Below are 14083 nucleotides of genomic sequence, written 5' to 3' on the forward strand. Positions count from 1 at the left end.
AGCCATAGCTGGGCGATTCTGACCTACGCGGCAGACCAACGTCGGCTCAGCGTGTCACAATCCTGCCGTCCGCAACAGCCGATCAACGCCCAATGGCAACCGAGGCCGCGCCCACACCGGCGCCAGACGACGCAGATCGCCGCTATTGGCAATGCATGACCGAGTTGAAATACCGGCTTGCCGCCTGTGACCGGCTCTACGATCAGACGAGGGGCATCAAACAGGCCAATCCGACTGGCGAGTGGATGTTCGCGTGGGAACAGATCGCCCTACACCTGCGCAAGTGTATGGAGTTGGTCGTGTTTGGCAGCTTGGTCGCACACCGCGACGCCTACGCCGCGATTCATCCGGACTATGCACAGCATTGGAAGGCCCACAAGATCCTCGACAAGCTTGCGAAGGCGAACCCGAATTTCTTTCCGACGCCAACGAAAATAACGAACACCGCGCCGGGCGCACATCACCTCACCGAGCCAGATCGTCCCCGACTAACTGTGGACGATGTCATCTTCCTTTTCGACCGGGCCAGCGATCTTATCCATGTTTTCCAGCCGTTTCAGAACGACGGGGCGGTCACGGTCGATCTGAAGTACACGCCTCACGAATGGACGCAGCGCATTTGGAATCTGCTCGAAGAGCACTATGTGATGTTGCTGGGCGGCAGGCAGATGTTGCTCGTGCAAATGGCAGCCCCACCCCACGGCAGGGTCAAGGTAATGCGGGCGGAGCCTGATGAATCAGCTTCATCGTTCTGATTGGAGGTCGCAGTTCAGCGCTTGGTGACGGTGTCCATGATGGCGGCTCCGTTGATGGCGAGGCGGAATTGCCTCGCCGCCAACGGTGGCGGCAACCGGGTCATGGCATGCCCATGGGGTGCGCGAAGCGCCGCGAGAGCGGTTTAGTCCTCCAGTCTTGAGCAGACCTTGCAAGCGACCTCGCATGCTTCTTCCGCTACTCACGCTAAAGCGGTCGTGAGGCCCTGACGTCTCCAACTTCCGCAACCAGTCTGGAGCAGAACACGTCAGCTCTCTGGTCAATTCAGTGCAACGCCTCTCGCACAGTCTGAAGCGCATCAGTCACTGTCCGCATACGCCGCACCATCTCTGAATTGACTACCTCCAACAAAGCCCGCAACTCGCTTGGTCGAACGAAGAACTCCTCGAAGTCGTGCCGGTAGATCGGCGTCAAAAAGTTCTCGACGCAGCTATATGCGCAATGCGCTGCGCGCAGGTTGTTGAACTCGTCTTCGACAGCCATCAAGGCGCTGCCTATCGCCCTGTTCTTGGCTGATTTGCGCGGTGTTGCCAGTCGGCGTTTGACCGCCTTGAGCCTTGCGCGCTTGGATTTGGAATCGCTGGATGCACTCGCGGGTGCTTGAACTGATTTGGCCATGTTGGCCTCCCTGAACTTCCGGTTTGCAAAAACCGCCACATCCGCTTCCAAACGGGGGTGGCGGCTCGAACGGGTTGGAAGACCGGGGAAGTTCTTACGAAAAAACCGGCAGGACTCGCGTCCTCCCGCTCGAACCGCCAAAACTGGAGCACGAGCGAGGAAGCCGCAGGTCCAAAGACAACTGCGGCTTCCGCCGTAACAACTTCATAGCGGGCTTCCAAACCCGATCGCGCCCTTTTTCGACGCGACTTGCGCAGTATGCCAGCCCTATTGCTGTACCCGGAGCCTTTCACGCTCCGGCCACTACGATCACTGAACAGCTCGGTCGACGACAAGCCTCCGCCGATGAACAGACCCTCGGCGCGCGTTGCGTTTTTCACCATTTGATCAAGCTGCACCGCAGCAAATGATCAATCGATGATCCGGGACAACCCGCACCTGCAGGCGGGTGTCGGTCCCGACTTCATACAAATCAATCACTTAGCCGCGCTGGCACGGCCGTTGCCCCTTATTGCACGGGCGGCGCGGTTGCTGCCCGACAAGTGATGGATTGAACAAGTGAAGCCTTCCACCCAGCCCCGCGGCCCGCAAGGTGCCGGCGAAATGACAGGACAGCCCTGCTTCGTGCGTGTCACCGGCACGCAGGACGCGCGCTTCGTCGAATTCGAGTTCGCCATCGGCGATCCGGAGCTGGCGGTGGAACTCGTCATGCAGTTCGACCAGTTCCGCGAGTTCTGCGCGCGCCACGCAGTCAGCCACCTGACGCCCGAGGAGGGCGCACGGATCGACTACGAGCGCATGAAGTGGCGCTACGGCGCGCCGGGCATCGACCACTGACCCCCAAGGAGACCCTCGTGCAAGTCGACATCAAGACCTCCGACATCCGGCCGATCCGGCAGACCTTCTCGCACGTGGCGCGACGGCTGGGCGACAAGCCCGCCTCGCGCTACCAGGAGGCTACGCTGGACATGCAGCCCACGGCCAACTTCCACTACCGGCCGCTGTGGCAGCCCGAGTTCGAGCTCTACGACAAGCGCCGGACCGCCATCGAAATGGCCGACTGGTACAGCTTCAAGGACCCGCGCCACTACTACTACGGCGTCTACACCATGGCGCGTGCCCGCCAGCAGGAGGGCGCCGACCGGCAGTTCGAGTTCGCGGAGAAGCGCAGCCTTCTTGCACAGGCCGACCCGCAACTGCGCGAATCGCTGCAGCAGGTGATGGTGCCGCTGCGCCACTACGAGTGGGGCGCCAACATGAACATGAGCTATTGCTGCGGCTATGGCTACGGCACGGCGGTCACGCAGGCTTTCATCTTCGCTGCGATGGACCGGCTCGGCATTGCGCAGTACATGTCGCGCATCGGCCTGCAGGTGGACGGCAACACGGGCGCTGCTCTTGAAGCGGGCAAGCAGGCATGGCTGCAGCATCCGGCCTGGCAGGGCGTGCGGCGCGTGATGGAGAAGCTCTTCGTCACCAAGGACTGGTTCGAGGTCTTCGTTGCGCAGAGCCTGGTGTTCGACGGGCTGATGTACCCGCTGATCCACCGCCGCTATGTGAACGCGCACAGTGCCGCCAGCGGCCACGCGCTCGCGATGCTGACCGAGTTTCCCAACGAATGGTTCGACGAGACCGCGCGCTGGGTCGACGCGACGGTGAAGACCGCGGTCGACGAATCCCCGGCCAACGCCGCAGAGCTCTCGCGCTGGTACGTGCAGTGGCGTGACCAGATCGCGCAGGCACTGGAGCCGCTGGCTGCGCTCGCGCTGCACGACACCGGCGCCGGCGTGCTCGAAAGCCTCGTGACCGAACTCGATGCGCGCGCCGCGCGCCTCGGCATCCAGCAGTGAACCGAAACCAAGGAGACCCCATGACCACCGCCACCGCAGCCGCAAGCCGCCCGCCCGTGTTCATCGCATTGCAGTCCAGCGAGACCGCGCGCGCCATCGTCGAGGCCATCGTCGAAGACAACCCCGAGGCCACGGTCAATGACTATCCGGCGATGGTCAAGATCGACGCGCCGGGGCGACTCGTGATCCGGCGCGAATCGGTTGAAGACCGTGTGGGCCGCCCGTGGAGCATGCAGGAGATCCACCTGAGCCTCATATCCCTCTCTGGAAACATCGACGAGAGCGACGACGAGTTCACATTGCACTGGGGTGCCTGAGCCCAGCAACCGAATCGAGGAACAAGCCATGACACAAGCAAACAGCACCCCGCGCTCCAAGCCCCGCCTCGGCCTGAAGGAACGCTACGCGATGATGACCCGCGGCCTCGGCTGGGACACCACCTACGAGTCGATGGACGACGTGTTTCCCTTCGACAAGTTCGAAGGCATCAAGATCCATGACTGGGACAAGTGGGAAGACCCCTTCCGCCTCACCATGGACGCCTACTGGAAGTTCCAGGGCGAGAAGGAAAAGAAGCTCTACGCGATCATCGACGCCTTCCAGCAGAACAACGGGCAGTTCAACGTCAGCGATCCGCGCTACCTGAACACGCTCAAGCTGTTCCTCTCCGGCGTGTCGCCGCTCGAATACGCGGCACATCGCGGCTACGCAATGGCGGGCCGGTCGTTCCGTGGCGTCGGCGCGCGTGTGGCCTGCCAGATGCAGTCCATCGACGAGCTGCGCCATGCGCAGACGCAGTTCCACACCATCAGCCACTTCAACAAGTTCTTCAACGGCCTGCATGATCCGCAGCACATGCACGACCGCGTGTGGTACCTCTCGGTACCCAAGAGCTACTTCGAGGATGCGATGAGCGCAGGGCCGTTCGAGTTCGTCACCGCGATCTCGTTCTCCTTCGAATACGTGCTGACCAACCTGCTGTTCATGCCCTTCATGAGCGGCGCGGCCTACAACGGTGACATGGCGACCGTGACCTTCGGCTTCTCGGCGCAGAGCGACGAGTCGCGCCACATGACGCTGGGGTTGGAAGTGGTGAAGTTTCTTCTCGAGCAGGACCCGGACAACGTGCCGATCGTGCAGAAGTGGATCGACAAGTGGTTCTGGCGGGGCTACCGCCTGCTCACGCTGGTCTCGATGATGATGGACTACATGCTGCCCAAGCGCGTGATGAGCTGGTCCGAGGCCTGGGAGATGTACTTCGAGAAGAACGGTGGCGCACTGTTCCAGGATCTCGCGCGCTACGGCATCCGCATGCCCAAGTACCACGAGGTCGCGACGAAGGAAAAGAGCCGCCTCTCGCACGAAGCCTGGAGCGTCTTCAACAACTACGGCCACGCGGCCAACTTCAACGTGTGGGTCCCGCGCGCCGAGGAGATGGACTGGCTCTCGGAGAAGTACCCCGAGACCTTCGATCGCCTCTACCGCCCGCGCTTCGAGTGGCTCGCCGAGCAGGAGAAGGCCGGCAAGCGCTGGTTCAACAACACGCTGCCGATGCTGTGCCAGACCTGCCAGATCCCGATGTTCTTTACCGAGCCGGACGACCCGACCAAGATCTGCTACCGCGAGAGCACCTACCACGGCATGAAGCATCACTTCTGCTCGGACGGCTGCAAGGATGTGTTCGACGGCGAGCCCGAGAAGTACGTGCAGGCGTGGCTGCCGGTGCATCAGATCTACCAGGGCAACTGCTTCCCGGAAGGCACCGATCCGACAGTGGAGGGCTTCAACCCGCTCGCCGCGGTGCTGGACTACTACCACATCAACAACGGCGCCGACAACGGCGAGTTCAACAGCTCGCCCGACAAGGCGAACTGGGAGCGATGGACCGGGCAGGACTTGTCCTCATCGCAGGTGAAAGCCGCCTGAACCCGTAGCAATCGCGATTCATCACCGAGCCTGCAGCGCGCCGCGCGCGCTGCGTTGGCGGAGCTCATCCCGAAACAAGGAGACCGAAATGTCAGTCGTTGCACTCCAACCCGGCTACAGCGGCACCGTTGCCGACACCGAAGATCGCTTCCACGGCAATCGCCTGCTCTACATCGGCTGGGAAGACCACCTGCTGTTCTGCTCGCCGGTGTGCCTGCCGCTGCCGCCGTCGATGCCTTTTGGCGCGCTGCTCAGCGATGTACTGCCAGGTGTCTACGGAAGCCATCCCGACTTCGAGAAGATCGATTGGTCGAAGGCGCAGTGGTTCGATTCCGGCAAGCCCTTCACGCCCGATCCGGCGAAGTCGCTGGCCGACAACGGGCTCGGCCACAAGTCCGTGATCCGCTTCCGCGTGCCCGGCCTGAAGGGCATCAAGGGCTCGGCGAGCTGAGGCAGCAAGGGAGACGGCCATGAGCTTCCAGATCATGATCGAGCCGATCGGGCAGGGCATCGAGGCGCGTGACGGCCAGACGGTGCTCGACGCCTGCCTGCGAGCCGGCGTGTGGCTGCCGCATGCCTGCGGCCACGGCGTCTGCGGCACGTGCAAGGTGCAGGTGCTCGAAGGCGAGTGCGACCACGGTGATTCGTCCAACTTCGCGTTGATGGACTTCGAACGCGACGAAGGAAAGATCCTCGCCTGCTGCGCGATGGCGCAGGGCGACATCGTCATCGAGGCCGAGATCGACGAGGACCCCGATGCGCAGTTCCTGCAGCTCGAGGACTTCGAGGCCGAAGTCGCCGAGGCACGAATGCTCACACCCACCATCCGCGGCCTGTGGCTGCGCACGGAGCGGCCAGTGCCTTTCCAGGCGGGCCAGTACGTGATGCTGCACGTGCCGGGCGTGGAGAGCGCGCGCGCCTTCTCGATCGCCAATGCGCCGCAGGACGACCTGATCGAACTGCACATCCGTCGCGTGCCCAACGGCCGCGCGACCGGTTGGCTGCATGACGAACTCCAGCAAGGGCAGCGCGTGCGCTTCACGGCACCCAACGGCCGCTTCTTCGTGCGCAAGTCGGCCGCCGTGCCGATGATCTTCGTCGCTGGCGGCTCGGGGCTGTCGAGCCCGAAATCGATGGTGCTCGACCTGCTGGCCGAAGGCTGCGAGCTGCCGATCACGCTGATCCAGGGTGCGCGCAATCGCGAGGAGCTCTACTTCCACGAACTCTTCGAGGCGCTCGCGGACCGGCATCCGAACTTCACCTACCTGCCGGTGCTGTCCGACATCGCGCCGGAGGAAGACTGGCGCGGCGCGCGCGGCTTCGCTCACGAAGCGCTCAAGGCGCACTTCGCGAACGACTTCCGCGGCCACAAGGCCTACCTGTGCGGACCGCCGCCGATGACCGAGGCCTGCATCGCCACGCTGATGCAGGGCCGGCTCTTCGAGCGCGACATCTACACGGAGAAGTTCTTCACCGCTGCCGACGCCGCTTCGGCCGCGCCGCGCAGCCCTCTGTTCAAGGCCCTGTGATGACGACGACAAGCTTTTCCGTCGCGATCGGCAACACGCAGGAGCGCTACACCTGCCGGCCCGACCAGACCCTGCTCGGCGGCATGGAGCAGCTCGGCCGCAAGGGCATCCCGGTCGGTTGCCGTGGCGGCGGCTGCGGCGTGTGCAAGGTCCGCATCGAATCGGGCCGCGCGCGCTGCGAACGCATGAGCCGCTGCCACGTGACCGCCGACGAGGAAGCGCAGGGCTTCGTGCTGGCCTGCCGCGCCTATCCGCAAAGCGACCTGGAGCTGCGCGCCGCCCCGCGTATGGCCCGTTGCATCGAGCGCCATCTGGCGCAACCCCATCCCCACCCCTGAAACCCCACCAAGGAGACTCACCATGGCACTCACTGGCGTCCTTCGACCCGGCCACGTTCAACTTCGCGTGCTCGACATGGAAGCGGCACTGAAGCACTACCGCGATGTGCTCGGCCTCATCGAGACCGCGCGTGACGCGCAGGGCCGCATCTACCTCAAGGCCTGGGACGAGCATGACCACCACAGCGTCGTGCTGCGCGAGGCCGACACCGCCGGCATGGACTTCATGGGCTTCCGCGTCGATTCGAACGCGACGCTCGAAAAGCTCGCCGCCGACCTCAAGGCCAGCGGCCTCGCGACCGACATCGGCTGGGTCGAGGCCGGCGAGCATGTGCGCACCGGAAGGCGCTTCCGCTTCACGGTGCCCACGGGCCACGTGATGGAGCTCTATGCCGAGAAGGAGAAGGTCGGCAACGGCATGCCCTACGAGAACCCGGAGGTCTCGCCCGACGACCTCAAGGGCATGGCGCCGTCGCGCTTCGATCACTGTCTGCTGTACGGCGACGACCTCGACGGCACCGTGAAAGTGTTCACCGAGATCCTCGGCTTCGAACTGGCCGAGAAGGTGGTGGCCGGCCCCGAGAAGATGCTGATCGCGGCCTTCCTCACCTGCTCGACCAAGCCGCATGACATCGCGTTCATTCGTCATCCGGAAAAGAACAAGTTCCACCACGCGTCGTTCATGCTCGACAACTGGGGCGAGGTGCTGAAGGCGGCCGACATCATCACCAAGAAGCGCGTGTCGCTCGACATCGGCCCGACGCGCCACGGCATTACGCGCGGCGAGACGATCTACTTCTTCGATCCGAGCGGCAATCGCAACGAGGTCTTCTCCGGCGGCTACATCTACTACCCGGACAAGCCGGCGCTGGTGTGGACCGACGACGAACTCGGGCGCGCGATCTTCTATCACGACCGCAAGCTCAACGAGAACTTCCTCTCGGTGCTGACCTGAGGGCGCGGCCATGAAGCAGTACATGAACTTCATCGGCGGCGAGTTCGTTGCCACCGGCAAGACCTTCGAGAACCGCGCGCCGGTGGACAACCGCGTGCTCGGCCTCGTGCACGAGGCCGGTGCCGACGAAGTCGACGCGGCGGTACGCGCAGCACGCAACGCACTCCACGGGGAGTGGGGCCGCATGACGGTCACGCGCCGCGTCGAGCTGCTGCACGCGGTGGCCGACGAGATCAACCGGCGATTCGACGACTTCCTGCAAGCCGAGATGGCCGACACCGGCAAGCCGCATGCGCTTGCGTCGCACGTGGACATCCCGCGTGGCGCGGCCAACTTCAAGGTGTTTGCCGACATCGTGAAGAACGTGCCCACGGAGAGCTTCGAGATGGCGACGCCGGATGGCGGCCAGGCGCTCAACTACGCGATCCGCTCGCCCGTGGGCGTGATCGGCGTCGTGTGCCCGTGGAACCTGCCGCTGCTGCTGATGACCTGGAAGGTCGGCCCGGCACTGGCCTGCGGCAACACCGTGGTGGTCAAGCCCTCGGAAGAGACGCCGGCCACGGCCACGTTGCTCGGCGAGGTGATGAACGCTGTCGGCATCCCGCCCGGCGTCTACAACGTGGTGCATGGCTTCGGGCCGGATTCGGCCGGTGAATTCCTCACGCGGCATCCGGGCGTGAACGGCATCACCTTCACCGGTGAGACGCGCACTGGCGAGGCGATCATGGCCGCGGCGGCCAAGGGCGTGCGGCCGGTGTCCTTCGAGCTCGGCGGCAAGAACGCCGGCATCGTGTTTGCCGATGCCGACTTCGACAAGGCGGTGGCCGGCATCACGCGATCGGCCTTCGAGAACTGCGGGCAGGTGTGCCTCGGCACCGAGCGTGTGTATGTGGAGCGGCCGATCTTCGATCGCTTCGTTGCCGCGCTCAAGGAGAAGGCCGAGGCGCTCAAGCCCGGCCCTTCGGAAGAAGCCGGCGTGAGCATTGGCCCGCTGATCTCTCAGGAGCACAGGCAGAAGGTGCTGTCGTACTACGAGAAGGCAGTACGCGAAGGCGCGACCGTGGTCACCGGCGGTGGCGTGCCGACGATGAAGGGCGCACTGGCGGAAGGCCATTGGGTGCAGCCGACCATCTGGACGGGCCTGCCCGAGACGGCGGCGGTGATCCGCGAGGAGATCTTCGGCCCGTGCTGCCACATCGCGCCTTTCGACACGGAGGAAGAGGCGATCGCGCTCGCCAACGCGACGGACTACGGCCTCGCCACCACCGTGTGGACGCAGAACCTCGGCCGCGCGCACCGCGTCGCAAAGCAGGTCGAGGTGGGCATCTGCTGGATCAACAGCTGGTTCCTGCGTGACCTGCGAACGGCCTTCGGCGGCGCCAAGGCCTCGGGCATTGGGCGCGAGGGCGGTGTGCATTCGCTCGAGTTCTATACCGAGCTGCGCAACGTCTGCATCAAGCTCTGAGGTGGCCACGATGAGCAATCCCGAGATTGCGCGCAGCGTGCGCACCGGCGCCTTCGATACCAACGTGCACGACGTGGGCGACGGCGCGCCGGTGCTCTTCATCCACGGTTCGGGCCCCGGCGTGAGCGCGTGGGCCAACTGGCGGCTGGTATTGCCCGAGCTTGCGAAGACGCGGCGCGTGATTGCGCCCGACATGGCAGGGTTCGGCTTTACCGAGCGCGTACCCGGTGCGGTCTACACGATGGACGCGTGGGTGCAGCAGGCGCTCGACCTGCTCGACGCACTGGACATCGAGCGCACCGATCTCGTCGGCAACTCGTTCGGGGGTGCGTTGTCGCTGGCACTGGCGATCCGCGCACCGCATCGCGTACGGCGACTGGTGCTGATGGGCAGCGTGGGCGTGCCGTTCGCGATCACACCCGGACTCGACGCGGTCTGGGGCTACACGCCTTCGTTCGAGAACATGCGCCGCATCATGGATGTGTTCGCCTTCGATCGAACGCTGGTCACGGACGAACTCGCGCAGCTGCGCTACGAAGCCAGCATCCGCCCCGGCTTCCAGGAGAGCTTTGCCGCGATGTTCCCCGCGCCGCGCCAGCGTTGGGTCGACGCCATGGCAAGCCCCGAGGCTGCGATCCGCGCGCTGCCGCACGAGACGTTGCTGATCCATGGCCGCGAAGACGAAGTGATCCCGCTCGCGACCTCGCTCACGCTCTCGCGGTGGATTCAACGCAGCCAGCTCCACGTGTTCGGCCGGTGCGGCCACTGGACGCAGATCGAGCACAGCGCGCGCTTCGTGCGGCTGGTGCGCGACTTCCTGGCCGAAGACCTTTGATTCATCGCAATGGAAAGAACCATGGACTCCCAACTCATCGAGAAGCTCGGCGACGAGCTCTACGCCGCGCTGCGCGACCGCCAGGTCGTGGAGCCGCTGACCAATCGCCATGAAGGCATTGGCATCGAAGACGCCTATCGTGTGCAGCAACGGATGATCGCGCGCCGCCTCGATGCCGGCGAGCGCATCGTCGGCAAGAAGATCGGCGTCACCTCGCGCGCCGTGATGAACATGCTGGGCGTGTACCAGCCCGACTTCGGCTACCTGCTCGACGGCATGGTGGTGAACGAGGGTGAATCCATCGACACGCGCACGCTGATCCAGCCCAAGGCGGAGGGCGAGATCGCCTTCCTGCTCAAGCGCGACCTGATGGGGCCCGGCATCGGCAATGCCGACGTGCTCGCGGCCACCGAATGCGTGATGCCGTGTTTCGAGATCGTCGATTCGCGCATCCGCGACTGGAAGATCAAGATCGCGGACACCGTGGCCGACAACGCATCGTGCGGCGTGTTCGTGCTCGGCGACAGTGCGGTCGACCCGCGCCGCATCGATCTCGTGACCTGCGGCATGGTGCTGGAGAAGAACGGCGAGATCGTCGCCACCGGTGCCGGCGCGGCCGCGCTCGGCTCGCCCGTCAATGCCGTGGCATGGCTCGCGAACACGCTCGGCAAGCTGGGCATCGGCCTGAAGGCCGGCGAAGTCGTGCTCTCGGGTGCGCTCGCGGCGATGTTCCCTGCCGCGGCGGGCGACAACTTCCGCGTTTCGATCGGCGGCCTTGGCGGCTGCTCGGTCCGTTTCCACTGAGAAGGACTCACCCATGAGCAAGAAGATCAAGTGCGCCCTGATCGGGCCCGGCAACATCGGCACGGACCTGCTGGCGAAGCTGCAGCGCAGTCCGGTGCTGGAGCCTGTGTGGATGGTGGGCATCGACCCCGAATCCGACGGCCTGAAGCGCGCCCGCGAGATGGGCCTGAAGACCACCGCCGATGGCGTTGACGGCCTGCTGCCGCACGTGGAGGCCGACGAAATCCGCATCGCCTTCGATGCGACCAGCGCCTATGTGCATGCCGAGAACAGCGCCAAGCTGAATGCGCTCGGCGTGCTGATGATCGACCTCACGCCGGCGGCCATCGGGCCGTTCTGCGTGCCGCCGGTCAACCTGCGCGACCAGCTCGCGGGCGAGCGACCGATGAACGTCAACATGGTCACCTGCGGTGGACAGGCCACCATCCCGATGGTGGCTGCCGTCTCGCGGGTGCAGAAGGTGGCGTACGGCGAGATCGTCGCCACCGTGTCGAGCCGCTCGGTCGGGCCCGGTACGCGTCGCAACATTGACGAGTTCACGCGCACCACGGCCGGCGCGGTCGAGCGTGTCGGTGGCGCCGCGGTGGGCAAGGCGATCATCATCATCAACCCCGCGGAGCCGCCGCTGATCATGCGCGACACCGTGCATTGCCTGACGGAAGACGAGCCGGACCAGGAAGCGATCACGGCCTCGGTGCATCGCATGATTGCCGAAGTGCGGCGCTACGTGCCGGGCTACAAGCTGGTGAACGGCCCCGTGTTCGACGGCAAGCGCGTTTCCATCTACCTCGAGGTCGAAGGCCTGGGCGACTACCTCCCCAAGTACGCCGGCAACCTCGACATCATGACCGCCGCCGCTGCACGAACGGCGGAGATGTTCGCCGAATCCATGCTGGCCAGCGACGCGCAGGCCGAAGCCGTCACCGCATAGGAGCACTCCATGGCACTCGAAGGAAGACACGTCACTCTCCACGACATGACGCTGCGCGACGGCATGCATCCCAAGCGCCACCGCATGTCGCTCGAACAGATGAGCGACATCGCGACCGGCCTCGATGCAGCGGGTGTGCCGCTGATCGAAGTCACGCACGGTGACGGCCTCGGCGGCAGTTCGGTCAACTACGGCTTTCCGGCGCACAGCGACGAGCAGTACCTCTGTGCGGTGATTCCGCGCATGAAGAAGGCGAAGGTGTCCGCGCTGCTGATCCCCGGCATCGGCACGGTCGACCACCTGCGCATGGCCCATGGAGTCGGGGTGCACACGATCCGTGTCGCGACGCACTGCACCGAGGCCGACGTGTCGGAGCAGCACATCACCATGGCGCGCAAGCTCGACATGGACACGGTCGGCTTCCTGATGATGGCCCACATGGCCACTCCCCAGAAGCTGGTGGAACAGGCCCTGCTGATGGAAGGCTATGGCGCGAACTGCATCTACGTGACTGATTCGGCGGGCTACATGCTGCCGGACGACGTGAAGGCGCGCATCGCAGCAGTGCGCGCTGTACTCAAGCCCGAGACGGAACTGGGCTTCCACGGCCACCACAACCTCGCCATGGGCGTGGCGAACTCGGTTGCAGCCGTCGAGGCGGGCGCGAATCGCATCGATGCGGCTGCGGCCGGCCTGGGCGCGGGCGCGGGCAACACGCCGCTCGAAGTCTTCGTTGCAGTGTGCGACCGCATGGGCATTGCAACCGGCGTCGACGTCTTTGCGATTCAGGACGTGGCCGAAGACCGCGTGGTGCCGATCATGGATCAGCCCATCCGCGTCGACCGCGATTCCCTCACGCTCGGCTATGCGGGCGTGTATTCGAGCTTCCTGCTGTTCGCAAGGCGCGCCGAGCAGAAGTGGGGCGTTCCCGCGCGGGAAATCCTCGTCGAGCTGGGCCGCCGCGGCATGGTCGGCGGGCAGGAAGACATGATCGAAGACACGGCCATCACCCTGGCCCGCACGCGCACTGCGCAGCAGGAGGTACACGCATGAAACTCGACGCACAAACCATTGCTGGCCTCGCCGCGCATCTCGAATCCTGCGAGCTCGAAGCGCGCGACACGCCGAAGATCACCGACGAGCATCCGCAGATGGATTGGGACGACGCCTACGCCATTCAGGATGCGATCCGGCGGCGCAAGACCGATCGCGGCCATCGCATCATCGGGCTGAAGGCCGGGTTGACCTCGCACGCCAAGATGAAGCAGATGGGCGTCGAGACGCCGGTCTTCGGCTTCCTGGCAGACAACTTTGCAGTGCCCGAGGGCGGAGAGTGCCGCGTGAGCGAACTCATTCATCCCAAGGTCGAGCCGGAGATTGCCTTCGTCACGCGACGCGCATTGAAAGGGCCCGGCTGCCACATCGGCGCGGTGCTCGCGGCCACGGACTTCGTGCTGCCGGGCATCGAGGTCATCGACAGCCGCTACCGCGACTTCAAGTTCGACCTGAAGAGCGTCGTGGCGGACAACACCTCTGCGGCGCGCTTCGTCGTCGGTGGCCGTGCGATACCGGCCTCGGAAGTCGACCTGCGCACCATCGGCATCGTGCTGGAGAAGAACGGCGAGCCCGTGGCTTTCGGGGCGGGCGCGGCGGTGCTGGGCCATCCGGCGGCAGCGATCGCGATGCTGGCCAATCACCTCGGCGCGCGTGGCGAAGAGATTCCGGCGGGCACGCTGATCCTCTCGGGCGGCATCACGGAGGCTGTGGCCGTTGCGGCGGGCGATTCCGTCACGCTGCGCGTGCAGGGCATGGGCAGTGTCGGGCTGCGCTTCGTGGAATGAGGAGGACACCATGCCATTCGCACAGATCTACCTCATCGAAGGACGGACGGAGGAGCAGAAGCGCGCGTTGATCGAGAAGGTCACCGAGGCCATCGTCGAGGCCGTCGGAGCGCCCAAGGCCAACGTGCGCGTGTGGCTGCACGACGTGCCCAAGGAGAACTGGGGCATCGCGGGCGTGAGTGCGAAGGATCTAGGACGCTAGAACGTCCCGCAGCGC

Annotated in this window: 17 protein-coding genes; 16 read left to right on the forward strand and 1 reads right to left on the reverse strand. The window is 64.9% G+C overall.

The annotated features are described in order from the left end of the window. Window positions 1–92: 92 nt before the first annotated feature. Window positions 93–755: a hypothetical protein gene (locus tag FHW64_RS31365; protein ID WP_184532835.1), complete on the forward strand. Its 663-nt coding sequence runs from the start codon at window positions 93–95 to the stop codon at window positions 753–755. A 283-nt stretch (window positions 756–1038) separates the two neighbouring features. Here the strand turns inward: FHW64_RS31365 and FHW64_RS31370 are convergent, their stop codons facing one another. Further along, on the reverse strand, window positions 1039–1392 hold the full coding sequence (locus FHW64_RS31370) for a hypothetical protein (RefSeq protein ID WP_184532837.1): 354 nt from the start codon (window positions 1390–1392) through the stop codon (window positions 1039–1041). 558 nt (window positions 1393–1950) lie between these two features. On the opposite strand from FHW64_RS31370, the gene FHW64_RS31375 reads away from it, so the two are divergent. The 15 genes from FHW64_RS31375 to FHW64_RS31445 all read left to right on the forward strand — a co-directional run bounded on the left by FHW64_RS31375 (window position 1951) and on the right by FHW64_RS31445 (window position 14068). Further along, window positions 1951–2229, forward strand: a complete 279-nt coding sequence (locus FHW64_RS31375) for a phenol hydroxylase subunit (RefSeq protein ID WP_311733411.1) — start codon at window positions 1951–1953, stop codon at window positions 2227–2229. A 17-nt stretch (window positions 2230–2246) separates the two neighbouring features. Next, entirely contained in the window at window positions 2247–3242 is a 996-nt protein-coding gene (locus FHW64_RS31380) for an aromatic/alkene monooxygenase hydroxylase subunit beta (RefSeq protein ID WP_184532839.1), read from the forward strand. Between the two features lie 20 nt (window positions 3243–3262). Continuing rightward, window positions 3263–3559 (forward strand): MmoB/DmpM family protein, encoded by a 297-nt coding sequence (locus FHW64_RS31385; RefSeq protein WP_184532840.1) that lies wholly within the window; start codon window positions 3263–3265, stop codon window positions 3557–3559. Window positions 3560–3587: 28 nt separating this feature from the next. Further along, window positions 3588–5168 (forward strand): aromatic/alkene/methane monooxygenase hydroxylase/oxygenase subunit alpha, encoded by a 1581-nt coding sequence (locus FHW64_RS31390; protein ID WP_184532842.1) that lies wholly within the window; start codon window positions 3588–3590, stop codon window positions 5166–5168. 88 nt (window positions 5169–5256) lie between these two features. Continuing rightward, the gene (locus FHW64_RS31395; protein ID WP_184532844.1) at window positions 5257–5619 is read left to right on the forward strand and encodes a phenol hydroxylase subunit P4; all 363 of its coding nucleotides are present in this window, start codon (window positions 5257–5259) and stop codon (window positions 5617–5619) included. 19 nt (window positions 5620–5638) lie between these two features. Beyond that, entirely contained in the window at window positions 5639–6697 is a 1059-nt protein-coding gene (locus FHW64_RS31400) for an NADH:ubiquinone reductase (Na(+)-transporting) subunit F (RefSeq protein ID WP_184532846.1), read from the forward strand. Then, window positions 6697–7035, forward strand: a complete 339-nt coding sequence (locus FHW64_RS31405; protein ID WP_184532848.1) for a 2Fe-2S iron-sulfur cluster binding domain-containing protein — start codon at window positions 6697–6699, stop codon at window positions 7033–7035. Before FHW64_RS31400 ends, FHW64_RS31405 begins: the two co-directional genes overlap by 1 nt. Before the next feature lie 22 nt (window positions 7036–7057). Next, complete coding sequence (locus tag FHW64_RS31410) at window positions 7058–7990, forward strand: catechol 2,3-dioxygenase (RefSeq protein WP_184532850.1); 933 nt, start codon at window positions 7058–7060, stop codon at window positions 7988–7990. 10 nt (window positions 7991–8000) lie between these two features. Further along, window positions 8001–9455 carry a 2-hydroxymuconic semialdehyde dehydrogenase gene (locus FHW64_RS31415; protein WP_184532852.1) on the forward strand — a complete coding sequence of 485 codons (1455 nt, stop codon included), beginning with the start codon at window positions 8001–8003 and terminating at the stop codon, window positions 9453–9455. A gap of 10 nt (window positions 9456–9465) precedes the next feature. Continuing rightward, window positions 9466–10290, forward strand: a complete 825-nt coding sequence (locus FHW64_RS31420) for an alpha/beta fold hydrolase (RefSeq protein WP_184532854.1) — start codon at window positions 9466–9468, stop codon at window positions 10288–10290. Between the two features lie 21 nt (window positions 10291–10311). Further along, window positions 10312–11094, forward strand: coding sequence for a 2-oxopent-4-enoate hydratase (gene dmpE / locus FHW64_RS31425; RefSeq protein WP_184532856.1), 783 nt, complete (start codon window positions 10312–10314; stop codon window positions 11092–11094). Window positions 11095–11107: 13 nt separating this feature from the next. Beyond that, the gene (locus FHW64_RS31430; RefSeq protein WP_184532858.1) at window positions 11108–12025 is read left to right on the forward strand and encodes an acetaldehyde dehydrogenase (acetylating); all 918 of its coding nucleotides are present in this window, start codon (window positions 11108–11110) and stop codon (window positions 12023–12025) included. A 9-nt stretch (window positions 12026–12034) separates the two neighbouring features. Next, on the forward strand, window positions 12035–13078 hold the full coding sequence (gene dmpG / locus FHW64_RS31435; protein ID WP_184532860.1) for a 4-hydroxy-2-oxovalerate aldolase: 1044 nt from the start codon (window positions 12035–12037) through the stop codon (window positions 13076–13078). Next, window positions 13075–13866 carry a 2-oxo-3-hexenedioate decarboxylase gene (gene dmpH / locus FHW64_RS31440; protein WP_184532862.1) on the forward strand — a complete coding sequence of 264 codons (792 nt, stop codon included), beginning with the start codon at window positions 13075–13077 and terminating at the stop codon, window positions 13864–13866. Before dmpG ends, dmpH begins: the two co-directional genes overlap by 4 nt. A 10-nt stretch (window positions 13867–13876) precedes the next feature. Continuing rightward, window positions 13877–14068, forward strand: coding sequence for a 2-hydroxymuconate tautomerase (locus tag FHW64_RS31445; protein ID WP_184532864.1), 192 nt, complete (start codon window positions 13877–13879; stop codon window positions 14066–14068). Window positions 14069–14083 lie beyond the last annotated feature (15 nt).

Source organism: Variovorax sp. Sphag1AA, assembly GCF_014192575.1.
Taxonomy (GTDB): Bacteria; Pseudomonadota; Gammaproteobacteria; order Burkholderiales; family Burkholderiaceae_C; genus Variovorax.